This is a genomic window from Kitasatospora sp. NPDC101183, assembly GCF_044767945.1.
Lineage (GTDB): Bacteria > Actinomycetota > Actinomycetes > Streptomycetales > Streptomycetaceae > Kitasatospora.
On record NZ_JBIWOW010000022.1, the window covers coordinates 44323 to 68243 of the forward strand.

Genomic DNA, 23921 nt, shown 5'->3' on the forward strand with positions numbered 1-23921 from the left:
AACTGTGGGCGGCCTCATTCATCCGAAGACCAGCGACCGGCGCGTGAACGACGCGTGACGCAGCGTCGGGCGGTTCGGGAACTCCGTGGGCCGGGGGCGACCGGGCGCGGACGCGCCGCAGGGCCGCGACGGCGTTCGCGTCGCGGCCCTGCGTTCGTGCGCGCCCGGTGCTCCCGGCCGAAGTCCGCCCTGCTCAGGCCAGGGCGAGGAAGAGCTTCTCCAGTTCGGCCTCGCTCATCGGCGGGGCGTCCTCGTCGGCGGCGGCCATGCACTGGCGCATGCCGCTGGCGACGATCTTGAAGCCCGCCCGGTCCAGGGCGCGGGACACCGCGGCGAGCTGGGTGACCACGTCCTTGCAGTCGCGGCCCGCCTCGATCATCGCGATCACTCCGGCCAACTGGCCCTGTGCGCGGCGCAGTCGGTTGAGCACCGCACCGACCGCCTCCTCGTCCACCTGCATCCCGGGCCGCCTTTCACGCTCGACTTTCAGAGGACAAGTGTACCCGCCGGGGTATTCATTCCCGGGCGGCCGGGCATCTAGGCTGTGCGCCGAGGAAATCAAAGTGATCATCCGATGACCTGGTTTCCTCGTTCCGGGCCGCAGGCGAAGGGGGCTACGACCGTGGGATACAAGAGCATGTGGGGGCCGGGCGAGGCCGGGGTCCCGGCCGATCTGCGGCCCGACGTGCCGCACCCGGCCCGGATGTACGACTACTACCTCGGGGGGAAGGACAATTTTCCCGCCGACCGCGCCGCCGCCGAGAAGGCCCTCGCGGCCAACCCCGAGTTCCGCTCCACGGCCCGGGCCAACCGGGGGTTCCTGACCCGCGCGGTGACGTACGTCGCCGGGCTCGGCCTCGACCAGTTCCTGGACATCGGCACCGGCATCCCCACCGCCGGGAACACCCACGAGATCGCCCAGGCCGTCACCCCCGCCGCCCGGGTCGTCTACGTGGACAACGACCCGATCGTGCTCAGCCACGCCCGCGCCCTGATGACCGGCGCCGGGCCGGGGCGCAGCACCGTCCTCCAGGCCGACCTGCGCGAGCCGGACGCCCTGCTGGAGGCCGTACGGGCCGAGCGGGTGATCGACTTCGAGCGGCCCGTGGCCCTGGTGCTCGCGGCCGTGCTGCACTTCCTGCGCGAGGAGGACGAGCCGTACCGGGTGCTGGGAACCCTGCTCGAGGCGCTGCCCTCCGGGAGCCACCTGGTGCTCTCGCACGGCACGGCCGACTTCATCCCGGCCTCGGTGCGCGACCGGGTGACGGGGGTGTACGACCGGGCCACCGCGCCGCTGGTCGGGCGCAGCCAGGAGGAGGTGCGCGCCTTCTTCGACGGGCTGGAGCTGCTGGAGCCCGGCGTGGTCACCGTGCCGCTCTGGCGGCCGGACGCTCCCCCGGCGCCGGGCGCGGAGCGGGTGAGCATGTACGGCGCGGTGGCGCGAAAGCCGTAGGGAACGGCGCACGGTGGAGTCAATACCCCCCAGGTGAAAGCGCATTGGGGGGTTTTTACCACCGACCCCGCCCAGCTCGCGCGGATACCGTCGAGGGGACGGCTCCGGTTCGGGGCCGTCCCACGGGGAGTCCACAGGGACCACGCGCAGCTAGTGGGGGGTAACAGCCATGCGTCACCACCGCCGTTACACGGGGATCGTCGTCGCCGCTCTGGCCATCGGAGTGATCACGGCCTGCGACCCGGTCTCCGTCACAGAGACCACGTTCAGCGACGACGCCTCGGTGTCGGAGAAGATCACGGCCGTGAAGTTCGACAACTCCGCGGGGGACCTGACCGTCCGCGGCAAATCCGGCACCGACAAGGCCTCCGTCCATCGAAAGGTCTCGTACCGCAGCAGCAAGCCGGGGGTGACGACGAAGGTCGAGAACGGCGTGCTGGTCCTGAGCGGCTGCGGGCACCTCTGCGCGGTGGACTACACCATCGAGCTGCCGGTGGGGCTGCCGGTCAGCGGGGCGGGCTCGGCCGGCGGGATCACGCTCTCCCAGGTCGGGGACGTCTCGGTGCACACCGACCACGGGGACATCTCGGTCGAGGACGCGGGCACCGTCGACGTGCGCACCAGCAACGGCGACATCAAGGGCAACAACCTCAAGGGCGAGCAGACCACGGCCAAAACCGACAACGGCGGGATCAAGCTCAGCCCGGGCAAGGCCCAGAACGTCAAGGCGAGCACCAGCCACGGGGACGTCTCGGTGACGGTGCCGGCGGGCTCGTACAAGGTGAGCGCCAAGACGGACATCGGCGAGAAGCACGTCGGGGTGAGCAACGACTCCAACGGCAAGTTCAAGCTGGACGTGGGCACGGAGCTGGGCGACGTGACCGTCAAGACCGGCTGACGGGCTGACCGTCGGGACCGGCTGACGGTCCGGACCGGCCGAGGGGCTTCCTCAGGAGGGGCTTCCTCAGGAGGGGCGGCCCGGCGGGACGAGGCCCGACTGGTAGGCAATGGCCACCAGTTGGGCCCGGTCGCGTGCGTCGAGCTTGGACATCGCCCGGTGGATGTGGGTGCGCACGGTGAACGGGCTCACGAACATCTTCTCGGCGATCTCCTCGTTGGTCAGGCCGGTGGCGGCCATCGACATGACCTCGCGCTCCCGGGCGGTGAGGACGTCGAGGCGCCCCGCCGGGGTGGCGGCGGCCAGGTCGGGCTGGGCGAGGAACTGGTCGATGACAGCGCGGGTGGCGGCGGGCGACAGCAGTGCGTCCCCGGCCGCGACGGTGCGCACGGCGGCGAGGAGCTCCTCCGGGGCCGCGCCCTTGCCGAGGAAGCCGCCGGCGCCGGCGCGCAGGGCCTGGGCCACGTACTCGTCGATCTCGAACGTGGTGAGGATCAGCACCCTGGTGCCGGAGAGCTCCTCGTCTCCGCAGATGGCGGCGGTGGCGCCGAGGCCGTCCGCGCCGGGCATGCGGATGTCCATCAGGACGAGGTCGGGCCTGGTGGCGCGGGCGAGCTCGACCGCCTCGCGCCCGTCCGCGGCCTCGCCGACCACCTCCATGTCGTCCTCGGCGTCGATCAGCACCCGGAAGGCGCCGCGCAGCAGGGCCTGGTCGTCGGCGAGCAGTACGCGGATGGTCATGCGGTGGTCCTTGTCGTGTCGGTCGGCTCGGTCGTTCGGCTCAGTTGGTCAGCTCGGTCGGTCGGCTCGGTCGTTCGCTTCGGTCGGTCGGCCGGGTCGGCCGGCTCAGTCGGCCGACCCGGTTGTTCGCTTCAGTTGGTCACCCCGGTCGTCCATTCCAGTCGTTCGACTCAGTCGCCCAGCGGGGCCGCGTCCCGGGAGCCCGTGCGCAGCGGCAGTTCGGCGGTGACCAGGAACCCGCCGTCCGGGCGGGCGTCGGCGCTGAGGCGTCCGCCGACGGCGCCGGCCCGCTCCCGCATGCCGATCAGGCCGAAGCCGCCCTCGCCCGGACCGGGCCGGGGCAGGGTGGCCGGCCGGGGGCGGCCGGCGGGGGACGGACGGCCGTTGGCGACGCTGAGCGCGACCCGGCTGCCGCTGTACGCGAGGGTGATCTCGGCGTCGGCGCCCCGGGCGTGCTTGGCCACGTTCGTCAGCGACTCCTGGACGATCCGGAAGGCCGTGAGGTCGACGCCCGGGGAGAGCGGGCGGGCCTCGCCCTCGACGGTGAGGCGCACCGGCAGTCCGGCCCGCTCGAAGCTGTGGATCAGCTCGGGCAGCTGGTCGAGCCCCGGGGCGGGCTCCAGCGGGGCGGGCTCCTCGGCGCGGCGCAGCAGGCCGACGGTGGCGCGCAGCTCCTGGAGGGCGGAGCCGGTGGCCTCGGTGATGTGGCTGAGCACCTCGCGGGCCTGGGCGGGGTGGCGGTCCATGAGGTGGACGGCGATGCCGGCCTGGGCGTTGGCCAGGGCGATGTGGTGGGCGACGACGTCGTGCAGGTCGCGGGCGATGCGGATGCGCTCGTCGGCGACGCGGCGCCGGGCCTCCTCCTCGCGGGTGGCCTCGGCCCGTACGGCGCGCTCCTCGATCGCGGCGAGCTGGTCGCGGCGGTTGCGGATGGAGTCGCCGAGGGCGCCGGGCAGCAGGGCCCAGGCGAGGACGCCGATGCGCTCGCCGATCGGGCCGCCGGGGCCGAAGGCCAGCGTCATGACGGTGAGCAGGGCGGCGGTGGCGACGGAGGCGCGGAAGGCGGTGGCGCGGTCGGTGCGCACGGCGAGGAAGTAGAGGGCGAGCAGCAGCGGGGTGGCGAGCGTGGGCGTGAGCCGGGGGCTGGTCACGCTGAGGACCATCGTGCAGGCCAGGGTGACGGCGACCACGGCGAGCGGGTGGCGGCGGTGCGCGAAGACGGCGAGGGCGGAGGCCAGGCCGATGACGATCGTGACGGCGTCGGGCATGATCCAGCGGCCGCCGGTCTGGTCGATGGTGGCGCCGAGGGCGGTGATGACGATCAGCACCGCGCCGCCCACGACGTCGAGCAGCCGGGGGTGGTCACGGCGCAGCCGCTGCCAGGTGTCGCTCATGGTGGTGCTCTCCGAGTCGGGGTGCCCCGGCCGCGCCCTCGCGGGGCGGCCGGTGGGTGCCGCGCCGGGGGCCGCCCCGATGGGACGGCCCCCGACTTGCAACGGTAACGGTCCGGGCTCGAACCTGTGGTCGAGCGGGCCCGTGTCGGGGCCGGTCAGACGGTGACCGGCTCCCGCTCCGGGGCCGCCTCGGCGGAGGCGGACTGGAGCTTGCTGCCCTCGACGTCGATGTCCGGCAGGACGCGGTCGAGCTTGCGCGGCAGCCACCAGGCGCGGCGGCCGAGCAGGGCGAGCACGGCGGGCACGATCGTCATCCGGACCACGAAGGCGTCGAAGGCGACGGCCGCGGCGAGGCCCAGGCCCATCATCTTGATCATGGGCTCGCTCATCCCGATGAAGCCCGCGAAGACGGCGATCATGATGAAGGCGGCGGCGGTGACCACCCGGGCGTTGTGCCGGAAGCCGGTGACGATGGCGTCGTTCGGGCTCTCGCCGTGCACGTAGGCCTCGCGGATGCGGGTGACCAGGAACACCTCGTAGTCCATGGCCAGGCCGAAGACCACACCGACCATGAAGATCGGCATCATGCTCATCACCGGACCGGTCTGCTCCACCCCGATGAGGTGGGCCAGCCAGCCCCACTGGAAGACGGCGACCACGGCGCCGAGCGCGGCGACCACCGAGAGCAGGAAGCCGAGCGCGGCCTTGAGCGGGACGAGCACCGAGCGGAAGACCACCAGCAGCAGGACGACGGCGAGGCTGACGACCACGGCGAGGTAGGGCAGCAGCGCGTCGTTGAGCTTCTGCGACACGTCGATGTTCATCGCGGTGGTGCCGCTGACCAGGACGGTCGCCCCGGTGGAGGACTTGATGCCGGCCGCGTGGCCGCGGATGGTGTGGACGAGGTCCTTGGTCGCGGCCTCGCTCGGGCCGGTCTTCGGGATCGCGTTGACCAGGGCGGTGTCCCCGGCCTGGTTGAACATCGGCGGGGTGACGGCGACGACCCCGGGCAGGCCGGAGAGGGTCTTGGCGACCTCGCCCGCGGCGGCCTTCGGGTCCTGGACGCCCTTGGCGTCGACCATGACGGTCAGCGGGCCGTTGAAGCCCGGGCCGAAGCCCTCGGAGAGCAGGTCGTAGGCGCGGCGCTGGGTGGTGGAGGTGGGCTTGGACTCGTCGCCGGGCAGGCCCATGCGCAGGTCCAGGGCCGGGGCGGCGAGGACGCCGAGCCCGATGACGGCGCCGAGCAGCACCGCGAGCGGGCGGCGCAGCACGAACCGGGCCCAGCGGGCGCCGCCGTTCTCGCGCACGGGCTGCGCGGCGGCTGCGGAGGCCGCGACGGCCGCTGCGCCGTCGGAGCCCCCGGCGGCCTCGGCCGCGCGGGCGGCCTTGCGGACCTTGCGGGGCAGCACCTTGCGGCCGAGGAAGCCGAGCAGCGCGGGCACCAGGGTGAGCGCGACGAGCACGGCGATGACGACGGTGCCGGCGGCGGCCATGCCCATCTTGGCGAGGATCGGGATGCCGACCACGGAGAGCCCGGCGAGCGCGATGACCACCGTCAGGCCGGCGAACACCACGGCCGAGCCCGCGGTGCCCACCGCCCGTCCGGCCGCCTCCTGCGGGGTGCGGCCCTCGGCGAGTTCGGCGCGGTAGCGGGAGACGATGAACACCGCGTAGTCGATGCCGACGGCCAGGCCGAGCATCATCGCGAGCGTCCCCGTCGTGGTGGACAGGCCGAGGGTGCTGCCGAGGGCGGTGATCAGCGCCATGCCCAGGCCCACGCCGATGACGGCGGTGAGCAGCGGCAGCCCGGCGGCGACCAGCGATCCGAAGGTGATGACCAGGACGACGGCGGACAGCGCCATGCCGATGGCCTCGCTGCTGCCGCCCGCGTCGGGCTTGGCGAGCAGCGCGGTGCCGCCGATCTCGACCTTGAGCCCGGCGTCGCGGCCGTGCTGGGCGGCGTCCTCCAGCGCGGTGGTGGCGCCCTTGGACAGCTCGCCGCCCTTGACCGAGTAGCTGACGGTCGCGTACGCGGTGGTGCCGTCCTGGGAGACGGTGTGCGCCTTGAACGGGTCGACGGCGGAGGTGACCTGCTCGGCGTGGGCCAGCTCGCCGACCGTCTTCTCCACGGCCTGCTGGTTCGGCGCGGCGGTGATCTTCTGCCCGTTGGGGGCGACGAACACGATCCGGGCGGTGGCGCCGTCGGCGTGGCCGCCGGGGAAGCGCTCGTTCATCAGGTCGAAGGCCTTCTGCGCCTCCGTGCCGGGCATCGCGAAGCCGTCGTCGGGCGCCGCGGGCGCCTTGGCGGCGAAGACCCCGCAGACGGCCAGCACGGCGACCCATATGAGGGTCACCAGCTTGCGCCGGGCGAAGGCCCATCGGCCCATTCGGTACAGGAACGTGGCCACGGAAGTGCGGCCTCCTTCGGTTCGGTGCAGGGTCGTGAACTGCTCTCGGAAAAACTGGGGCGAGCGGCCCCGGCGCCTGATCCGGCGCGGTCCGCCCGCAGCATGTCCATCCTTGATCGCCGACCCCTCCTCCGTCGTCGTCCCGGTGCAGGCAGTACGCGTACTGCGGACGCAGTAGTACCGGGCCCGTCACCCGTGCGGAGGGCGCGGGCGGGCCGGGGCCCGGCGGGCGAAGTAGCGTGATGTGCCTGGCCCGACCGTCTCCGACGCTCGGTACGACCTGACCCCGATCGGTGCTGAAGCCAGCCCGCCGCCGGAGGTGTCCCATGGGCGTTCCAGCCGCCCGCATCGTGTTCGACGAGAGCGACCGCGCGGCCGTCGCCGAGGCGGTGACGGAGATGCTCACCACCGGCGCCCTCACCCTCGGCCCGTGGACGGAGCGCTTCGAGCAGGCCTTCGCGGCCGAGCAGGGCGCCTCGCACGCCGTCGCGGTGGCCAGCGGCACGGCGGCGCTGGAGGTGGTCCTGCGCACCGTCGACGTCCGGGGCCGGGACGTGGTGGTGCCGGCCGTGTCCTTCTACGCGACCGCCGGGGCCGTCGTCCACGCGGGCGGGCGGCCGGTGTTCGCCGACGTCGACCCGGCGACCCTGGCACTCTCCCCCGAGACGCTGGCCACCGCCCTGACCCCGGACACCGCCGCCGTGGTGCTGGTGCACATCGGCGGGCTGGTCACCCCGCGCGTGGACGAGCTGCGGGCGCTGTGCGACGCGCGCGGCGTCCCGCTGGTCGAGGACGCGGCGCACGCGCACGGGAGCAGCTACGCCGGGCGCGGCGCCGGGACGTTCGGGCTGGCCGGGGCGTTCTCCTTCTACCCGACCAAGGTCACCACCAGCGGCGAGGGCGGCATGATCCTCACCGAGTCGCCGGAGCTGCGCGACGAGGCCCGGGTCTACCGCGACCAGGGCAAGGGCTCGTTCACCACCAACCACCACGTGCTGCTCGGCCACGCCTGGCGGATGAGCGAGCTGCACGCGGCCACCGGCGCGGTGCACCTGCGCCGCCTCAAGGAGTTCGTCGAGACCCGCCGGGCCGTCGCCCGCCGCTACGACGAGGCGCTGGCCGGCCTCGACGGGCTGGAGCCGCTGGTGGAGCCGACCGGCAGCCGCGGCAACTACTACAAGTACGTGGCGCTGCTGCCGCGCGGCACCGACCGCGCGGCGTTCAAGCGGGCGGTGGCCGAGGAGTTCGGGGTGCGGCTGTCCGGCGAGGTGTACGACCTGCCGCTGCACCTGCAGCCGGTGCTGGAGCCGTACCGGCGCGGGCCGCTGCCGGTGTCGGAGGACGTCTGCGCCCGGCAGGTCTGCCTGCCGGTGCACTCGGACATGACCGAGGACGAGGCGGAGCAGGTCGTCGAGGCCGTCTCGACGGTGCACCGCCGCCTCACCGGGGCCTGAACGACCGCCCGGACAACCGCCCGGACAACCGCCCTGAACAACTGCCTGAACAACCGCCTGAACAACCGCTTGAACGACCGCCTCAACGAAGGGAGCAGGGCCGTGCGGATAGCCGTCACCGGAGGGTGCGGGTTCATCGGCTCACACGTCGTGGACCACCTGGTCGCGGCCGGCCACGACGTGCTGGCCGTGGACACCACCGACAAGTACCTCAACCCGGACGCCGAGCACGCGCGCCTGGACGTGCTCGACCTGCCGGCCCTGACCGCCGCGCTGGCCGGCAGCGAGGTGGTCTACCACCTCGCCGCGATGGCCGACGTCGAGCAGGTCGCCGCCGATCCGGTGGGCGCGGTGCGCGCCAACATCGACGGCACCGAGGCCGTCCTGGAGGCCGCCCGGCGCAGCGGCCTGAGCCGGACCGTCCTCGCCAGCACCGTCTGGGTGTACGGGGCCGCCCTCGCCGATCAGCAGCTCGACCAACTCGACGGTGAGGAACAGGAGTTGGACGAGCACGCGCCGATCGCCCTGGAGCACAGCGGCCATCTGTACGTCGCCACCAAGCTCGCCGCCGAGATGCTGGTGCACAGCTACCGCGAGCTGTACGGGCAGCACTTCACCATCCTGCGCTTCGGCATCCCGTACGGGCCCCGGATGCGCGACGAGCTGGTCGTCGCCCGGTTCGTCCAGGCGGCGCTGGCCGGGCGGCCGATCACCATCGCGGGCGACGGGCGGCAGAGCCGCAACTTCGTCTACGTCGAGGACCTCGCGGACGCGCACGTCCGCGCCCTGTCCCCCGCCGCCGAGGACCAGACCTTCGCGCTGGAGGGCTCGACGGCCATCTCCGTCCGCGACATCGCCGACACCGTCGACGACCTGCTGGGCCCCGTCACCATCGAGCACATCCCCGGGCGCAAGGCCGACTACGCGGGCCGGCGGATCTCCTCCGCCCAGGCCAAGCGGCTGCTCGGCTGGTCCCCGCGCACCAACTTCACGGAGGGGGTGCGGCGTTACGCGCAGTGGTACCAGGACGCCGCCTCCGTGTCGGGCTGACCGGTGCCGCACGCCCTGCTGGTCTCGGGCTCCCTCGGCCAGGGCCACGACGTGATGGCCCGGGCCTGCGCGGACTCGCTGGAGGAGCGCGGCTGGACCACCTCCACCGTCGACGCGATGGCCCTGCTCGGGCGGCGTTCCGGCGCCGCCGGGGAGGCCGTGTTCCGGCGGTTGCTCGACCTGCCCGGGGTCTACGACGCGTTCCACTTCTCCGCGCTGCGCCCCGGCGCCCGGATCGCGCTGGCGGCCGACGCCGCCGCCCGCTCCCGGCTCGTGCCCGCGCTGCGGGAGCTGGTGGAGCGGCAGCGGCCGCAGCTGGTGGTGTCCGTGTTCGCCACCGCGACCTCGGCCGTCAACGCGCTGCCCGGGCGGGGGTTCCGGCACTTCGTGTTCTGCACGGACGTCACGCCCCACCGGCTCTGGGTGCAGGAGGGCACGGACCTGTTCCTCGTCACCTCCGAGGTCGCCGCCTGCGCCGTGCGCCGCTACCGGCCCGAGGCCGCGATCGCGGTGCTGCCCGCGCCGCTGCGCGCCCCGTTCTACCGGCCGCCCGGGCGGGCCGAGGCGCGGGAGGGCGCAGGGGTGCCGGCGGACGCGCGGTGCGTGCTGCTGATGTCCGGCGCCTGGGGGCTGGGGCCGCTCGCCCGCTGCGCCGCCGCGCTGGCGGAGGCCGGGCCGCACGTACTGGCCGTCGCCGGGCGCAACGGGGAGTTGGAGCGGCGGCTGCGCGCGGCCGCCCGCCGGGAGCCGAGGCTGCACCCGTACGGCTACACCGACGGGGTGCCGGGGCTGATGGCGGCCGCGGACCTGGTGGTGACCAGCTCCGGGGACACCTGCAGCGAGGCCCGGGCGATCGGGCGGCGGCTGCTGCTGCTCGACATCGTCCAGGGGCACGGGCGGGACAACCTCCAGCACGAGCTGGAGCTCGGGCACGCGGACGTCGTCTCGGCCCGTCCGGAGGAGGTGGTGCGCGGCGCGCTGGCGGCGCTCGGGCGCCCCTCGCCCGCCCCCTCCCCCGGCGCCACGCCGGACGCGTGGCGGGCGGGGTTCGGGGCGGCGCTGGAGCGGGTGGGGCTGGGCTGACGGGGCACCCTAGTGCAGGCCGAAGGTGCCGGAGCAGGAGAGGGTGCCGCTCACGGTGCCGGTGGCGCCCAGTTCCTCCTTGACCGGGAACTCGGTGAGCTTGGCGCTGTCGCCGGTGCGGCTCGCGTGCTCGCCGACGGCGGCCTTGCCCTTCCACTGCTGCGGGCGGGTGCTGCCCTTGACGGTCAGCAGCAGCTGGGCCTGGCCGTCCTTGAAGATGATCGAGGCGACGAGGACGTTGGCGTTCCTGGGGGTTCCGGCGACGGTGAGGATCCCGTCGGGCTTGGCCTCGCCGACGCAGCCGACCTTCTCGAACTCGTAGGTGCCGCCGCCCGATCCGGAGAGCGTCAGGGAGCCACCCCCGCCGACTCCGCCCTGGACGGGCGGCAGGCCGGGGATGGACGGGAGGGCGGCGCCGGGCTTGGCGGGCGTGGTGGTGGCGGTGGCGTCCGGCGCGGTCGGGGCCGAGGGGGTCGTCGGAGCGGCCGGGGTGGTCGGGGTGCTCGCCGCGGTCGGGGCGGCGGGCGCGCTCGTGGAGTCGGAGCCGCTGCTGCAGGCCGTCGCCACCAGCGCGGTGAGGGCGGCCGCCGACACGGCGGTGGCGGTGCGCAGTCTGCGCGCGGTGCTGGTGCTGCTCATCTCGGATTCCCCCCGGATCGTCGTGGTGTCGCCCTGACGACGCGCCCACCGTGGCGCCCGGTTCCCGAACGCGCCCGGGGGTCAGGGCAGTTCGCGGCGGCGCAGCGAGACGTGGGCGGGCTCGCCGACGGCCCGCGCGTAGGCGAGGCGCTCGAGGACCTCGCGGCGGGTGCGCGGGCGGTAACCGGGGCCGCTGCAGCAGGACTTGTGGAAGGTGATGCCCGCGTTCAGCAGCACCGTCAGCGTCCGCCAGGCGTCGCGGTCGCGGCGGCGCGGGGCGGCGAAGGCCGAGCCGACCGGGAACAGCAGGCCGGCGCAGCGCGGGCACAGGGGCTCCAGCAGGCCGTACGCCTTCTTGTAGGAGGCCCGGCACGGCAGGCAGACGTAGGAGGTCCTGGTGTGGCCCGTCATGGGCGGGGAGCCTACGGGGAGGCCGGGCCGGGCGCCATCCGTTTCGGGGGTGGGACGGCGTGGTCGCGCAGCGGGCCGAGGGCCAGGCCGTGGGCGCGGCAGTGGGCGGCGAGGGCGGGCAGGGCGGCGAGGGCGGCGCGCCAGGAGCCGGGGGCGGAGGTGCAGTCGGAGTCGTGCAGCAGCAGGGTGGCGCCGCCGGTCAGGCCGGGGCGGGCGGTGGCGTAGACGCTCTCGCCGGTGGCCTCGGCCGTCCAGTCGCGGCCCCAGGCCGTCCACAGGACGCTGCGCAGGCCGAGGCGCCGGGCGGCCAGCGCCGGGCCGGCCGTCAGGACGCCGTACGGCGGGCGGTACCAGAGCGGGCGCTCGCCGCACAGGTCGGTGACGGCCGCGGTGGCGCGGCGCAGCTCGCGGGCGTCCCGGGCGGGGGCCGGGTACCACTGCTGCCGGTGGTGCCAGCCGTGGACGGCGACCTCGTGGCCGCGCAGCACCAGGTCGCGGCCGAGGCCGGGGGCGCGCTCCAGCATGGCGCCGAGGAGGAAGAAGGTGGCGCGGGCGCCGATCACGTCGAGCGCGTCGAGGACGTACGGGGTGCTGCGCGGGTCGGGGCCGTCGTCGAAGGTGAGGGCGATGTGCGTCGGGTCGGCGCCGTGGCCGGCGGTGCGGCGGGCCAGGGTGCGGCGCAGCGGCGGGAGGCGGACGGCGGCCGGGGCCAGGTGCAGGAGTTCGACGGCGGCGGCCGTGGCGGCCGCCGTCAGCAGGGCGCTCACCCGAAGCGGGAGGCCATGCGGCGGAAGAAGCCGGGGGCGGCGCCGTGGATGCGGGCGGGCAGGCCGAGCCACTGGGGGACGAAGAGGCGGTCGCGTTGGGTGACGATGCTCGCGACCACCGCCTCCGCGACCCGCTCGGCGGTGACGGGGCGGGGGTGTTCGCGCTGGTAGGGGGTGCCGCGCCGGTCGAAGAAGGGGGTGTCCACCGCGCCGGGCAGGATCATCCGCACGCCGACGCCGGTGCCGCGCAGCTCGTACCAGAGGCTGTCGGCGAACATCGCCAGGCCCGCCTTGGTCGCCGAGTAGCCGGACTCGTCGCGGACGCCGACCTGGCCGGCGATCGAGCCGAGCAGCACGATGCGGCCCCGGCGGCGCTCCAGCATGCCGGGCAGGAGGAGGCGGACCAGGCGCAGGGGGGCGGCGAGGTTGACCTCGATCATCCGGTCCAGGGTGTCGGAGGGGGTCCGCTCGTACGGGCCGCGCCAGCCGAGGCCGGCGCTGGCGACCAGGGCGTCGACCCGGCCGGTGGCGGCGAGGGCGGCCTCGACGAGGCGGGCGGGGCCGTCGGGCTTGGCGAGGTCCTCGGGCAGGGCGCGGCCGCCGGTGCGGTCGGCGAGGGCGTCCAGGCGGGTGCGGTCGGTGCCGGAGAGCAGGGTGCGCCAGCCGGCGTCGGCCAGGCGGGTGGCGGTGGCGAGGCCGATGCCGGAGGAGGCGCCGGTGATCAGGGCGACCGGGCGGCTCTCGGGGGTGGCCTGGGGTTCGTCCGGCATCGGGGACCTGCCGCTCTGTGGGGCTGCGCCGTCCGGTTTGTCCGGCACGTCACCTTCGCACGGCGGAGTCGCCCGGGCGACCGGGGGCCTCGTCCGTCTCGGCCGGTGCCAGGGCGGCCGCGACCTCGGCGGACTCGCCCTCCAGTTCGCCGAAGCGGGAGAGCAGGAAGGTGCCGCCGACGGCGACGGCGAAGCCCGTCAGCGCGCACCAGGCGTAGCCGGGGCGGGCGGCGTCGCCGAGCGCCGTCACGCCGACCAGGGCCGGGCCGAAGGTCTCGGCGACGGTTCCGGCGGCGGTGGCGGCGGTGACGGTACCGCGCTGCAGGGCGAGGGCGTAGGCGAGGTAGCCGCCGAGGCCGCCGACGACCAGGGCGTAGGCGGCCGGGTCGGTGAGGAGGGCGGCGAGGCCGGAGGTCTCGATCACGCGGACGGCGAGGCTGGTGACGCCGAAGCCGACGCCCGCGAGCAGGCCGAGGCCGGCCGCGGCGGGGACGCCCCCCCGGCGGGCCAGGACGAGGGTGAGCAGCAACATCGCCACGGTGGTCGCGAGCAGGGCCCAGTGGAAGGCGGCGGGCGCGTGGTTGCGGCCCTCCTTGCCCGAGCCGAGGGCGAGCAGGGTCAGGCCGACGACGACGGCGAGGATGCCCGCGACGTCGCTGCGGTGCAGGCGGGCGCCGAGCAGCCGGACGGCGGCGAGGGCGGTGACGGCGAGGCTGGCGTTGGTGACGGCCTGGACGAGGAAGAGGGGGAGGGTGCGCAGGGCGACGATGCTCAGGACGAAACCGAGGATGTCGAGGAGGGTGCCCGCGACGAACTGCCAGGACCGGGCGAGGGCGGCGAGGAGGCCGGCCCGCACCCGGTCGGCGCGGGGGGTGGAGCGGGCGCCGCGGGCCTGGAAGACGGCGCCGAAGCCGAAGCAGACGGTGGCGACCAGTGCGGTGGCGAGTCCCAGCAGCATGCCTCTCCCGTCCCGGGGGTGTGGGCAGCATCGGTTTCCCCACCCAGTCTGGGCCAGGCCGGGTGGGGGCGCACGGGTGGGACGGGAGAGGACGGGAGAGGTCTGCCCGGCGGGGGGTCAGCCGAGGGTGGCCGCCAGGAGGGAGGCGGTGCGGGCGACGAGGGCCTCGTCCCGGGGGGCGGTCGGCTCCGGCCTGGTGGTGAGGACGACGAGGACGATCGGCGCGCCGCTCGGGGTCCAGGTGACGCCGGCGTCGTTGGCGGTGCCGTACGAGCCGCTGCCCGTCTTGTCGGCGAGGCGCCAGTCGGCCGGCAGGCCCTCGCGGAAGCGGTGGGCGCTGGTGGTGTTGCCGAGGAGCCAGCCGGTGAGGCGGCGGCGGTCGGCGGGCTCGAGGGCGCGGCCGAGGAGGAGGCGCCGGTAGGTGCGGGCGATGGCGCGCGGGGTGGTGGTGTCGGTGACGCGGTCGGGTTCGGCGGTGTTGAGCTCGGGCTCCCAGCGGTCGAGCCGGGTGATGCCGTCACCGATGGAGCGGCAGAAGCGGGTGACGGCGGTGGGGCCGCCGAGTTCGCGCAGCAGCAGGTTGGCCGCCGCGTTGTCGCTGTGGTCGATCGCGGCGGCGCAGAGTTCGCCGACGGTCATGCCGTGGGCGAGGTTCTGCGGCAGTCCGGTGACCGGGGCGCCGCCGGAGGCCGTGGTGTCGGCCTCGGTGTAGTGGAGGCGGCGGGCGAGGAACTCGCCGTCCCGGTCGAGGTCGCGCAGGACGGCGGCGACGGCGACGGTCTTGAACACCGAGCACATCGGGAACAGCTCGTCGGCGCGGTGGGCGACCGTACGGCCGGTGCGCAGGTTGCGGGCGTGGACGCCGAGCCGGGCGCCGTGCTCACGCTCCAGCTCCGCGAGGCGCCGGCCGACCTCGCCCGGGACGGCCACGCCCGTGGCGCCCCGGCCCGCGGCGGCCTGCGCCGGGCCTGCGGCGGCGGCGGTGAGGGCGACGGCGGAGGCCGCCGCCGCTCCGGCGGCGAGGAGGCCGCGACGTGAAGTGGCGCTCTTCTGCTGCGTGTTCGTGTCGTCCATGTCGTTCGTGTCGTCCATGCCGTTCAGGACGCGACCGGGCCCGCCCCGGTTCGCGTGCGGGTTCACAGGGCGAGCGCCACGCCCGCGTACACCGCGGCCTCGGCGGCGGTGACCTGCGGGTCCCCCGGGGCGGGGCGCCACTCGGGGCTGGGCACGACGCCGGGCGGCAGGAGCGTCCAGCCGTCGAAGAAGCGGGTGAACTCCTCGTACGTCCGGGCCTGGGCGGCGGTGCCCGCGGCCTCGTAGATGCGCACGACGCGGGCGACGTCCTCGGGGGCGAAGTCGGGGGTCACGTGGCTCATCACCAGGGCGCTGCCGGGGGCGAGGACGGACTTGAAGTGCTCGACGATCGCGTACGCGCCGTGCGCGTCGGGCACGAAGTGCAGCAGCGCGTTGAGGGAGAGCGCGACGGGGCGGGCGAGGTCGATGGTCTCGCGCAGGCCGGGGGCGGCGAGGAGGCGTTCGGGGTCGGTGACGTCGGCCTCGACGTAGGCGGTGCGGCCCTCGGGCGTGCCGGTGAGCAGGGCCTGGGCGTGGGAGAGCACGATCGGGTCGTTGTCGGCGTAGACCACGCGGGCGCGGGGCTGGATGCCCTGGGCGACCTCGTGGAGGTTGGGCGAGGTGGGGATGCCGGTGCCGATGTCGAGGAACTGCTCGATGCCCGCCTCGGCCAGGGCGCGGGTGGAGCGGTGCATGAAGGAGCGGTTGGCGCGGGCGGCGCCCCTCAGCCAGGGCGCGGCGGCGAGGGCGTGGCCGGCGGCTTCGCGGTCGGCGGCGAAGTTGGTGAAGCCGCCCAGGTAGTAGTCGTACATCCGGGCGGAGTGCGGCACGTTCAACCGCAGGTCGACTCCGTCGTAGCGGTTCATCCGCGCGCTCCCCCTCGACCGTTCTGACATGGACGGATCGATTGTTGCCCACGCTTCCCGGCGCCCAATCGCGTTGCGGGCCGCCGGTTTCGGCGCGATCGACCCCATCCGGATACATATGACCGGATGACGAACTGTATTCGTTTGACGGCCTGGAGTGACGGGCCCGATGCCGTGAGGATGGCCGGAACAGCCCGACCTCGGGTGGCCCGGCGGGCAGCCGGCGGCCACGGAAAGCAGGCGCGATGACGATCGACAGGGGTGCTCCCGCGCGGGGGCACCGGGGTGGGGCGGCGGCGGCCACGCTGGGCGGCGAGACCGCCCAGCGGCCGGACCTGACCTACGCCGCGTTCTGTGCGACCCACCAACCCGCCTGGTACGCGCTCGCGTTGACACGGATAGGCAACCGGGCCGACGCCGTGCTGGCCGTCGAGGCCGTCAAGGGCGACCTCGCCCGCTGCTGGCCGCAGGTGCTGCGCTTCGAGGAACCGGCCGCGTACGCCTGGCGGTTGGCGAACCGGCACGTCGCGGACTGGGTGTCGGGCGGGGAGCCGGCGGCCGTGGAGGCCGTCACCTTCGAGGCGGTGATCGGCGCGTTCAAGCAGGTCGCGGACGGGCTGCTGCACAGCGAGGCGGACGAGGTCCGGCTGTACGCGGCGATCCTCGAACTGCCGGACAGGCAGCGGGACGTGGTGATCCTGCGCTACCTGCTGGGCCTGCACGTCAAGGTGATCGGGGCGTACCTGGGGCGGCCGGTGGCCACCGTGCACTCCAACCTGCGGCACGCCCGCGAGCGCCTGGCCCGGCGGCTCGGGGTGCGCGAACTCCCGGACCGGGGCGGCGAGTCGGCGTGACGCCCGAGGAGGACGGGGGGACGTTCCGGGTGCCCCGGCCCGAGCGCGCCCACGCCGAGCGGATCGCCGCGCTGCGCCAGGCCCGGGTGACGGCCGCGCCCGCGCACCTTCCCTCCGAGCACGAGCAGGCGGCCTTCGAACTGGGCCTGGTGGTGGCCCTGGTCCTGGGCGCGCCGAACGCCTCGGCGGGCCTCGACCTGCTCGTCAACGAGCGCCGCATCCAGCCCGAGGGGGCGGAGGTGTTCGGCGCGCTGCTGTACGCGACGGGGCGGGAGGAGGCCGCCGAGTTCTGGTGGCGCTTCGCGGCCGGCTCGGGCAGCGGCACGGCCGCGTACTGCCTGCACCTGCACCACCTGAGGCTCGGCGAGACGGACGACGCCGACTACTGGCGGGCCTGGTCGGAGCAGCTGGCGGCCACGCGGCAGCAACCCCGGACCCTGCGGATGAACCGGCCCCTGCTGCCGGACGACGTGCGGCGCGACATCCTCTCCCGGGTGCACCACGGGCTGGCGCCGCAGCTCCCGGCGGCGCTGGTGGAGGTGATCGACCGGCTGCCGGTGCAGGACGGGGACGAGGAAGAGGTGCCCAACCCCTGGGGGCTGGGCCTGGTGTGGGGGGAGCCGGATGACGATCACCCGCAGGGGTGAGCGCGTCACCGCGATGAACGGCCACCCGTTCGAGTGAGGGCCGTGTGGCGGGCCGCCACCTCGGGGTCGCGGCCGCTGCCGGCGGCCGTGGCGCCGGAGCCCCGGTGGCGGACGCGGTAGTGGTGCGGGGCCATCGCGGTCTCGCGCCCGGGCAGGGCGGCGACCACCGCGCGGTGGGCCGCGGCCGGGGTGAGCGAGGCGTCGGGGGTGGTGACCTCCGCCGTCAGGGCGGAGTCCTCGACGGCGAGGTGCAGTTCGGCCTGCGGTCCGAGCGCCTCGCGCAGCAGGGCGCGGACGGCGGCCAGGTCGATCCAGGAGCCGTCGATCAGGTGCCACTCCCCCTCGCGGCGCGGGAGCGGGAGGTCGGCGACGCCGGGCAGCGCGGGCAGGTCGGCGAGCGGGACGGGGCCCCGGGCGGCGGCGGCGAGCACGGCGAGCAGGCCCCGCGCGAAGTGCTCGGTCTCCTGCGCGTCGAGGACCTGGGGGCAGGCGATCAGTGCGAAGTCGAGGCTGCCGCTGATCCGCAGGATGGTGAACATCAGCCGCACCGGCAGCGGCGGGGAGGGCACCGGGGTCAGTTCGGGCTCGGCCGTGGGGGCGGGCTGGAGGTCGGCGACGGCGGCGGGGATGGTCAGGCTGAGGTCGTTGACGACCACCTGGCGGCCGAAGCGGGAGCCGCGCAGGTGGGCGGTGTCCTCCACGACCTGCCAGACCTGCTCGGCGTCCAGGGTGCTGTTGAAGTAGGCGGCGAGCGAGGTGGGCTTGGCCCGGCCGATCAGGCCGTCGAGATCAGCGAGATCGGCGGGGGCGGCGAGGTCGGCGGGGGCGGCGTCCCGGTCCGGTCCGGCCCCGGTGTCGAGCATGATCAGCGCGTCCTGGGCGAGGGTGCCGACGTGGTCGAGCAGCACGGCGCGCTGGCGGTTGGCGGAGAGGGCGGCCAGGACCAGCCTCGACTGGCCCGAGCGGTGGGCGGTCAGCGCGGCGAAGACGGCCAGCAGGACGACGGACGGGCTGGCGCCGGTGCGGCGGCAGACGGCCGCCAGGTCGTCCGCGCCCGCGCGGGAGCGGACGAGCAGGGCGCCGGGCGCGCCCGAGGGGCCGGTGATCCGCGAGTCGGCGAAGACCGCCTGCGGGCCGGTGGAGAGCACCTGCGCCCAGTGGCGCAGCGCGGTGGCGGCCTTGCGGCGGCCCTGGGGGCTCTGCTCGGCGCCGGCGACGGCCAGCGGGGTCGGGGCGGTGACGGGCGGCAGGTCCTTGCCGGCGGCGAGGGCGTGCCAGTCCTGGATGAGGACGGCGGTGGCGGCGCCGTCCGCGCCGGCGTGGCAGACCACCGCGAGCAGGCGCAGCAGCCGGTCCCCGTCGGCGAGCAGGGTGAAGCGGACGCGCGGCGCGGTGGCGAGGTCCAGCGGGACGGTCACGTCGCGGCGGCCGGTCTCCTCGGCGAGGGCGGTCGCCTCGGCCTCCGTGAGGCCGCCGGCCTCGATGACGGTGACGGTGAACTCGCCGTCGGTGCGCACGACCTGGCGCACCGGGAAGGCGTCCGGGCCGGGGCCGGGCGGGAAGTCGGTCCGCAGCGACTCGTGCCGTTCGACCAGGTGGCGCAGGGCGTCCAGGGCGGCGGTCAGGGAGGTGCCGTCGGGGACGGGCCAGAGGGAGTCCTTGTTGATCTGTTCCGGGGCGTCGCGGCGGATGCAGCGGATCATGTTGTCCTGGCCGCGGGTCAGCGGGCCGAAGCCGCCGGTCTCGGCGGAGTAGCGGACGGTGATCTCCCGGGTCGGGGCCGGAGTCGGGACCCGAGTCGAGGCCGGAGTCGGGGTCAAGGCCGGGGCAGGGCTCGGGGCAGGGCTCGGGGCAGGGGTCTGGTCCACGTCAGGGGAGGTCACGTCCTGGATGGTCACGTCGCACGCGCCTTTCGGCTCGCCGGGGGTGCACGGCGGCTGGAGGTTTTCCGGGGACGGTAGCAGCGGGTTCCGATACTGGTCCAGACCAAACCGGTTGCGACTTGATGAACCGTCAACTCACATGCCAGGAACGGCTGTTGACATGAACAGGGGCCTCACCGGGCAGGGCTAGCGCGGCCCGGAAACCCTCGGGCGCGGGCAGGTCGCACAGCCGCACCGGCCCCGGCCCGAGCGCCCCGGCGTCCGGCAGCAGCAGCGGCGAGGGCCCGGCCACGGGCAGGGCGAAGGACTGCGCCAGCCGTCCGCCGTACGTCTTCACGCAGGCCTCGCGGCGGCACCAGAGCTCGGTGAAGCGCGCCGCGCACTCCTCGGGGGTCGGCGCGCCGGAGACGAACCCGGCCTCCTCGGGCGGGAAGCAGCGGCGGGCGAGGCGTTCGGCCGTCCGGGGCAGGGCCAGCCGCTCCACGTCCACGCCGACCGCCCGCTCCCCCTCGACGAGGGCGAGCGCGGCGAGGTCGTCGGAGCCGGACCAGTTCACCCGCAGGCCGTCGGCATCCTCCGCCTCCGGTTTGCCCTGCGGGCCGTATCGCCAGCGGACCTCCGCGGGGCGCAGGCCGAGCCGGGCCGCGACCAGGTGCCGGACGGCGCCGCGCGACACGACGAAGCGGCGGCGGACCTCCGGCTTCGCGCCGTCCGCCCGGGCGCGCTCCCGCTCGTCCAGCGACCGCCACAACTCCTCGACGAGCCGGTCGGGTTGGCGGCAGTCGATCAGCCAGAGGTCGACGTCCGTCACGGTCACGGCAGGGTCAGGGTGCTCAGCACCCCGAGGCGGCGGTCGAACCCGGCGACGGCGAGGGGCCGCCGCCCCTCCGGCGTGGCGGGCAGCCGGTCGGCGAGGTCGGCCCAGAGTCCGGTGAAGGGCTGGTCGCCGGGCCAGGGCGTGCCGTCCAGTCCGGGACCGACCAGCAGGTCGGTCTCCGGCCCGAGTTCCTCGGCCCAGGCGCGCACGGCCTTCTCCGGGTCGTCGGCGCCCCGGATCTGACGGACCGTCATCTCGGGCGCCGAGGTCTCCTCGCAGACCAGCACGACCACCGCGTGCCGCTGCGGCAGCGCGACGGGCCCGGCCGGTTCGTAGTGCAGGGCGCCCTGTTCGGCGAGCACGACGACGGCCCGCCGGCAGCCGCCGGTGCGGTGGTGCGCCCCGGCCAGCCGCAGGGCGGTGAAGGCCGCCGCCGAGCCCTGGTCGCAGACGGCGAAGGCGAGCGGCGTGCCAGGGACGGAGCGGCTGAGCGCCAGCGAGGAGGGGGCGCCGGGCCGCACGTCCGGGGTGTCGAAGGCGAGGATCAGCAGATCCACCGGCTCGTCCTCGGCCAGCGCCTCGCGCAGCAGCCCGGCGGCCAGCTCCTCGTAGGAGTGGCCGACGCCCTGCGCCAGCAGGTCCTCGCGCAGCGGCAGGCCGTACGGGCGGACGAGGTCGGAGGTGAAGACCCGCAGGTCCGGGTCCAGCGAGGTCTCCGACCGACCGTCGAAGCGGCGGGCCAGGGCCCGGGTGATCCGCAGGCCCGCGCCCTTGGGGTCCGTCACCCGGTCAGTCCTCGGGGATGATGTGGCCGGCGACGTAGTCGGCCAGCCGGGTGACGGAGCGCAGGTCGTCCTCGGTGATCTGCTCGACGTCGACCTGGATGTCCAGCGACTCCTCCAGCTCCAGGATGAGCTCGATGGTGCCGGCGGAGGTGAGGCCGAGGTCGTCGAAGAGGCAGGCGTTCTCGGGGATCTCGGGCAGGTCGCGCTTGAGGACGCGCGGCAGCAGCTCCCCGATGCCGTGCAGGACGCGCTCGCGCATCTCGGGGTCGGTGGTCTGGACCACGGGTTCTGACATGGGGATTCCGTCCCGTCTTGCGTGGGAAACGCGGAGAAGTGTGGTGTACGGGCCGATGCCTCGTCAGCAGCGCACGGCCATCGCGGAGAAGGTCGCTCCGACGCCGGCGGCGGCGATCAGGTAGGGGTCGCCCCGCTGGACCGTCCCACGCGTGGTGGCCGTGTGGAGGTTGATGAGGCTGTCCGCAGCGAAACTGTGCCCCACCGACAGCACGTTGTCCAGCACGACCTTGTCCAGCGGGAAGCCGATCCGGCGCGCGATCATCCGCCAGGAGGCCTGGTTGACGTTGTGCGGCAGGATCGCGGCGAGCTCGTCCAGACGCAGGCCGGCCTCGTCCAGGGCCGCCTCGATCGCCTCGACCATGACGTCGGGGTACTCGCGCTGGTAGCGGGCGAGCAGGTCGGCGTCCTCGGCCAGGCGGCCGTCGAACTCCGGGCGCTGGCGCACCGCGTAGGACAGCACCCGGTGGCGCTCGCCGGCGGCGCTGACCAGGCAGGCCGCCGCGCCCTCGGCGAAGATGCCCGTCTCGGGCACCAGTTGGGCGTCCTTGGTGAAGGTCTTCTCCCCGGCGAGGATCAGGGCCAGGGCCTGCGGGTCGGGGTCTCCGGCCAGCAGGCGGCCCGCCAGGTCGACGGCGAGCAGGCCCACCGCGCACGCGTGGTGGGTGACGGTGAAGGCGCTCGCGTGGCCGAGGCCGTGGGCGTCGAGCAGGTCGTGCAGGGGGTTGAGCGGGTGGGGCACCGCCACCGGCATGCTGCGGGCGTGGATCACGTAGCGGACGTGCTGTTCACGTCCGCTCAGTGCGCCGAGGTTGTGCAGGGCGGCTTCGAGCAGGTCGGGCAGCGTCCCGGTCGGGTCCAGCCGGAGCTGGTCCAGGCCGTGGAAGCGGCGGAAGAGTCGGAGTTGACGTGGGGTCAGGCCGAGGCGCTCACCCACCGCCTCGATCGGCACGGAGAGCGGGGGGAGGTGAACGGCCACTGCCTCCAGTGCGGTCACGCGGGCTAGTATCACCACGCCCGACGGGTCGCACAAGTGATCTCGGGCCCTTGACAGACTCCTTCGCGACCGCCCGCGCCCGCCGTGCGCCCGGGGCCGTCGCGTTCACCCCATGCCGTCGAGCCGACGGGAGAAACTCCCTTGTCAGACCGTGAACCCCCCTACTCACCGGGGCCGTTGCACCCCGAACTGATCGCCCTGCTCGCCGAGGCGGCGGACGCCCCGCCCGACTGGGCGGAGGCGATCACCCCCGAGTCCCGCCTGGACGAGGACCTGTTGCTGGACGAGTGCGAACTGGCCGCACTGGGCGAACTGCTGCGCCGCCGCTTCGGCCCCTCCGCCGACCTGGCCGCGCTGCGGGCCGGGCTGGACCTGCCCGCGCTGGAGGCCCTGACCGTCGCCGACCTGCACCGGCTGCTGCCCGAGGAGGACGCTCGATGAGCGAGCGGAGCGAGCGAACCGTTGAAGGATGCGCGTGGGCGAATGCCCTCGCCGAGCGAAGCGAGGTGGGCGCATGAGTCGGTTCCTGCTCGTCATGCCCCCGCTGACCGGGCACGTCAACCCGGCGGCGGGCATCGCCGCCGAGCTGGCGGCGCGCGGCCACGACGTCGCCTGGACGGGCACCGAGTCGGTGCTGCGACCGCTGCTGGGCCCGGACGCGCTGGTGCTCGGCACCGGGACGCGGGCCTTCCGCGCGCAGGGCGGGCACGGGCTGGCCGCGCTGCGCTCGCTCTGGGAGGGCTTCATCGTCCCGTACGCCCGGTTCACCGCGAAGCCGCTGGACTCGATCCTGCGGGAGTTCCGCCCGGACGCGCTGCTGGTGGACCAGCACACCCCGGCCGGGGCGCTCGCGGCCCACCGGCACGGGGTGCCCTGGGCCTCCTTCGCGCCGGGGGCGATGGAACTCGGCCGCCCGTACCGGGCGTTGCCGCAGGTGGAGGCGTGGACGGAGGGCCTGCTGCGCGGGCTGTGGGAGCGGGCGAAGCTGCCCGCCGAGGAGTTCACCGACCCGCGCTCCTCCCCCGCGCTGCTGATCGCCACGACTGGTCCGGCGCTGACCGGCCGGGCCGACGCGCCCGCGCACCACGCGCTGGTCGGGCCCGTGCTGCGCACCCGCCCGGCCGATCCGGACTTCCCGTGGGAGCGCCTGACGCCCGGGTGCCGCCGCGTCCTGGTGACGATGGGCACGCTGGCGGGCGAGCTGGGCGCCGGGTTCCTCGCCCGGGCCGTCCGGGCCCTGGAGCTGTGCGGGCCCGGGGTGCAGCCGGTGTTCGCGGCCCCGCGCGAGCTGCTGCCCGAACTGCCCTCGCACGCCCTGGCGGTGGACCGGGCGCCGGTGCTGGAGCTGATGGCGCGCGGCGAGCTGGACGCGGTGCTGTGCCACGGCGGGATGAACACCGTGGGCGAGGCCCTCGCCCACGGCCTGCCGCTGGTCACGGCGCCGATCCGGCACGACCAGCCCTTCGTGGCCGCCCAGGTGGCGGCGGCGGGTGCGGGCCTGCGGGTGCCCTTCGCCCGGGTGACCCCGGACCGGCTGGCCGAGGCGCTGGGCGGCGTCCTCGACACGACGGACGTACGGGACCGGGCGGTCCGGGTCGGCCGCGAACTGCTCGCGGGCGGGGGTGCGGTGGCGGCCGCCGACCGGTTGGAGGCCCTGGCCGGCGCCGCCCGCTGAGCG

At 75.0% G+C, this 23921-nt stretch carries 25 protein-coding genes; 9 read left to right on the forward strand and 16 right to left on the reverse strand.

What is annotated here, in order from left to right:
• Positions 1–193 precede the first annotated feature (193 nt).
• A complete protein-coding gene (locus ACIRRS_RS27890; RefSeq protein ID WP_392877763.1) occupies positions 194–460 on the reverse strand; it encodes a metal-sensitive transcriptional regulator in 267 nt (88 codons plus the stop codon).
• A 162-nt stretch (positions 461–622) separates the two neighbouring features.
• Between ACIRRS_RS27890 and ACIRRS_RS27895 the strand changes: the two genes are divergently transcribed.
• Together ACIRRS_RS27895 and ACIRRS_RS27900 are read left to right on the forward strand one after the other, a co-directional pair.
• Positions 623–1453: an SAM-dependent methyltransferase gene (locus ACIRRS_RS27895; RefSeq protein ID WP_402976115.1), complete on the forward strand. Its 831-nt coding sequence runs from the start codon at positions 623–625 to the stop codon at positions 1451–1453.
• A gap of 169 nt (positions 1454–1622) precedes the next feature.
• Positions 1623–2351, forward strand: a complete 729-nt coding sequence (locus ACIRRS_RS27900; RefSeq protein ID WP_402976116.1) for a DUF4097 family beta strand repeat-containing protein — start codon at positions 1623–1625, stop codon at positions 2349–2351.
• A 66-nt stretch (positions 2352–2417) separates the two neighbouring features.
• Here ACIRRS_RS27900 and ACIRRS_RS27905 read toward each other — a convergent pair whose 3' ends face one another.
• The 3 genes from ACIRRS_RS27905 to ACIRRS_RS27915 form a co-directional block, all read right to left on the reverse strand.
• Positions 2418–3092, reverse strand: coding sequence for a response regulator (locus tag ACIRRS_RS27905; RefSeq protein WP_402976118.1), 675 nt, complete (start codon positions 3090–3092; stop codon positions 2418–2420).
• A 170-nt stretch (positions 3093–3262) separates the two neighbouring features.
• Complete coding sequence (locus ACIRRS_RS27910) at positions 3263–4486, reverse strand: histidine kinase (RefSeq protein ID WP_402976120.1); 1224 nt, start codon at positions 4484–4486, stop codon at positions 3263–3265.
• 155 nt (positions 4487–4641) lie between these two features.
• Positions 4642–6894 carry an MMPL family transporter gene (locus ACIRRS_RS27915; RefSeq protein ID WP_402976122.1) on the reverse strand — a complete coding sequence of 751 codons (2253 nt, stop codon included), beginning with the start codon at positions 6892–6894 and terminating at the stop codon, positions 4642–4644.
• Positions 6895–7220: 326 nt separating this feature from the next.
• On the opposite strand from ACIRRS_RS27915, the gene ACIRRS_RS27920 reads away from it, so the two are divergent.
• The 3 genes from ACIRRS_RS27920 (at position 7221) to ACIRRS_RS27930 (ending at position 10481) form a co-directional block, all read left to right on the forward strand.
• Complete coding sequence (locus tag ACIRRS_RS27920) at positions 7221–8348, forward strand: DegT/DnrJ/EryC1/StrS family aminotransferase (protein ID WP_402976124.1); 1128 nt, start codon at positions 7221–7223, stop codon at positions 8346–8348.
• A gap of 102 nt (positions 8349–8450) precedes the next feature.
• Positions 8451–9398, forward strand: a complete 948-nt coding sequence (locus tag ACIRRS_RS27925; protein ID WP_402976126.1) for an NAD-dependent epimerase/dehydratase family protein — start codon at positions 8451–8453, stop codon at positions 9396–9398.
• Between the two features lie 3 nt (positions 9399–9401).
• Entirely contained in the window at positions 9402–10481 is a 1080-nt protein-coding gene (locus ACIRRS_RS27930; RefSeq protein WP_402976128.1) for a hypothetical protein, read from the forward strand.
• Positions 10482–10490: 9 nt separating this feature from the next.
• Here the strand turns inward: ACIRRS_RS27930 and ACIRRS_RS27935 are convergent, their stop codons facing one another.
• The 7 genes from ACIRRS_RS27935 to ACIRRS_RS27965 all read right to left on the reverse strand — a co-directional run bounded on the left by ACIRRS_RS27935 (position 10491) and on the right by ACIRRS_RS27965 (position 15966).
• Positions 10491–11120: a hypothetical protein gene (locus ACIRRS_RS27935; RefSeq protein WP_402976130.1), complete on the reverse strand. Its 630-nt coding sequence runs from the start codon at positions 11118–11120 to the stop codon at positions 10491–10493.
• Between the two features lie 81 nt (positions 11121–11201).
• Positions 11202–11531 (reverse strand): deoxyxylulose-5-phosphate synthase, encoded by a 330-nt coding sequence (locus ACIRRS_RS27940; protein WP_402976132.1) that lies wholly within the window; start codon positions 11529–11531, stop codon positions 11202–11204.
• 11 nt (positions 11532–11542) lie between these two features.
• Positions 11543–12298: a polysaccharide deacetylase family protein gene (locus ACIRRS_RS27945; protein ID WP_402976134.1), complete on the reverse strand. Its 756-nt coding sequence runs from the start codon at positions 12296–12298 to the stop codon at positions 11543–11545.
• Complete coding sequence (locus ACIRRS_RS27950; protein ID WP_402976136.1) at positions 12295–13068, reverse strand: SDR family NAD(P)-dependent oxidoreductase; 774 nt, start codon at positions 13066–13068, stop codon at positions 12295–12297. Before ACIRRS_RS27950 ends, ACIRRS_RS27945 begins: the two co-directional genes overlap by 4 nt.
• A gap of 49 nt (positions 13069–13117) precedes the next feature.
• Positions 13118–14026 carry a DMT family transporter gene (locus tag ACIRRS_RS27955; RefSeq protein ID WP_402976138.1) on the reverse strand — a complete coding sequence of 303 codons (909 nt, stop codon included), beginning with the start codon at positions 14024–14026 and terminating at the stop codon, positions 13118–13120.
• 117 nt (positions 14027–14143) lie between these two features.
• Complete coding sequence (bla, locus tag ACIRRS_RS27960) at positions 14144–15100, reverse strand: class A beta-lactamase (RefSeq protein WP_402976280.1); 957 nt, start codon at positions 15098–15100, stop codon at positions 14144–14146.
• 62 nt (positions 15101–15162) lie between these two features.
• Positions 15163–15966, reverse strand: coding sequence for an SAM-dependent methyltransferase (locus ACIRRS_RS27965; protein ID WP_402976140.1), 804 nt, complete (start codon positions 15964–15966; stop codon positions 15163–15165).
• A 245-nt stretch (positions 15967–16211) separates the two neighbouring features.
• Between ACIRRS_RS27965 and ACIRRS_RS27970 the strand changes: the two genes are divergently transcribed.
• Positions 16212–16820 carry an RNA polymerase sigma factor gene (locus ACIRRS_RS27970; protein ID WP_402976142.1) on the forward strand — a complete coding sequence of 203 codons (609 nt, stop codon included), beginning with the start codon at positions 16212–16214 and terminating at the stop codon, positions 16818–16820.
• Positions 16817–17467, forward strand: coding sequence for a hypothetical protein (locus ACIRRS_RS27975; protein ID WP_402976144.1), 651 nt, complete (start codon positions 16817–16819; stop codon positions 17465–17467). The genes ACIRRS_RS27970 and ACIRRS_RS27975 overlap by 4 nt, the downstream gene beginning before the upstream one ends.
• A gap of 5 nt (positions 17468–17472) precedes the next feature.
• Here the strand turns inward: ACIRRS_RS27975 and ACIRRS_RS27980 are convergent, their stop codons facing one another.
• From ACIRRS_RS27980 to ACIRRS_RS28000, 5 genes are all read right to left on the reverse strand, one after another.
• Positions 17473–19350 carry a condensation domain-containing protein gene (locus ACIRRS_RS27980; protein ID WP_402976146.1) on the reverse strand — a complete coding sequence of 626 codons (1878 nt, stop codon included), beginning with the start codon at positions 19348–19350 and terminating at the stop codon, positions 17473–17475.
• 130 nt (positions 19351–19480) lie between these two features.
• The gene (locus tag ACIRRS_RS27985) at positions 19481–20167 is read right to left on the reverse strand and encodes a 4'-phosphopantetheinyl transferase family protein (protein WP_402976148.1); all 687 of its coding nucleotides are present in this window, start codon (positions 20165–20167) and stop codon (positions 19481–19483) included.
• Positions 20164–20952, reverse strand: a complete 789-nt coding sequence (locus ACIRRS_RS27990; protein ID WP_402976149.1) for a hypothetical protein — start codon at positions 20950–20952, stop codon at positions 20164–20166. The genes ACIRRS_RS27985 and ACIRRS_RS27990 overlap by 4 nt, the downstream gene beginning before the upstream one ends.
• A gap of 4 nt (positions 20953–20956) precedes the next feature.
• Positions 20957–21247, reverse strand: a complete 291-nt coding sequence (locus ACIRRS_RS27995; protein WP_402976150.1) for a phosphopantetheine-binding protein — start codon at positions 21245–21247, stop codon at positions 20957–20959.
• A 63-nt stretch (positions 21248–21310) separates the two neighbouring features.
• On the reverse strand, positions 21311–22243 hold the full coding sequence (locus ACIRRS_RS28000) for a 3-oxoacyl-[acyl-carrier-protein] synthase III C-terminal domain-containing protein (protein ID WP_402976152.1): 933 nt from the start codon (positions 22241–22243) through the stop codon (positions 21311–21313).
• A gap of 177 nt (positions 22244–22420) precedes the next feature.
• Between ACIRRS_RS28000 and ACIRRS_RS28005 the strand changes: the two genes are divergently transcribed.
• Positions 22421–22684 (forward strand): hypothetical protein, encoded by a 264-nt coding sequence (locus tag ACIRRS_RS28005; RefSeq protein WP_402976153.1) that lies wholly within the window; start codon positions 22421–22423, stop codon positions 22682–22684.
• 73 nt (positions 22685–22757) lie between these two features.
• Complete coding sequence (locus ACIRRS_RS28010) at positions 22758–23918, forward strand: glycosyltransferase (RefSeq protein ID WP_402976155.1); 1161 nt, start codon at positions 22758–22760, stop codon at positions 23916–23918.
• Positions 23919–23921 lie beyond the last annotated feature (3 nt).

What these genes read in the sequence shown, in the direction of transcription:
- ACIRRS_RS27890 (WP_392877763.1), bottom strand. Translation starts at nt 460, where the DNA reads ATGCAGGTGGACGAGGAGGCGGTCGGTGCGGTGCTCAACCGACTGCGC.
- ACIRRS_RS27955 (WP_402976138.1), bottom strand. Translation starts at nt 14,026, where the DNA reads ATGCTGCTGGGACTCGCCACCGCACTGGTCGCCACCGTCTGCTTCGGC.
- ACIRRS_RS27965 (WP_402976140.1), bottom strand. Translation starts at nt 15,966, where the DNA reads ATGAACCGCTACGACGGAGTCGACCTGCGGTTGAACGTGCCGCACTCC.
- ACIRRS_RS27910 (WP_402976120.1), bottom strand. Translation starts at nt 4,486, where the DNA reads ATGAGCGACACCTGGCAGCGGCTGCGCCGTGACCACCCCCGGCTGCTC.
- ACIRRS_RS27970 (WP_402976142.1), top strand. Translation starts at nt 16,212, where the DNA reads ATGACGATCGACAGGGGTGCTCCCGCGCGGGGGCACCGGGGTGGGGCG.
- bla (WP_402976280.1), bottom strand. Translation starts at nt 15,100, where the DNA reads ATGGACGACACGAACACGCAGCAGAAGAGCGCCACTTCACGTCGCGGC.
- ACIRRS_RS27900 (WP_402976116.1), top strand. Translation starts at nt 1,623, where the DNA reads ATGCGTCACCACCGCCGTTACACGGGGATCGTCGTCGCCGCTCTGGCC.
- ACIRRS_RS27935 (WP_402976130.1), bottom strand. Translation starts at nt 11,120, where the DNA reads ATGAGCAGCACCAGCACCGCGCGCAGACTGCGCACCGCCACCGCCGTG.
- ACIRRS_RS27905 (WP_402976118.1), bottom strand. Translation starts at nt 3,092, where the DNA reads ATGACCATCCGCGTACTGCTCGCCGACGACCAGGCCCTGCTGCGCGGC.
- ACIRRS_RS27950 (WP_402976136.1), bottom strand. Translation starts at nt 13,068, where the DNA reads ATGCCGGACGAACCCCAGGCCACCCCCGAGAGCCGCCCGGTCGCCCTG.
- ACIRRS_RS27940 (WP_402976132.1), bottom strand. Translation starts at nt 11,531, where the DNA reads ATGACGGGCCACACCAGGACCTCCTACGTCTGCCTGCCGTGCCGGGCC.
- ACIRRS_RS27995 (WP_402976150.1), bottom strand. Translation starts at nt 21,247, where the DNA reads ATGTCAGAACCCGTGGTCCAGACCACCGACCCCGAGATGCGCGAGCGC.
- ACIRRS_RS27920 (WP_402976124.1), top strand. Translation starts at nt 7,221, where the DNA reads ATGGGCGTTCCAGCCGCCCGCATCGTGTTCGACGAGAGCGACCGCGCG.
- ACIRRS_RS28010 (WP_402976155.1), top strand. Translation starts at nt 22,758, where the DNA reads ATGAGTCGGTTCCTGCTCGTCATGCCCCCGCTGACCGGGCACGTCAAC.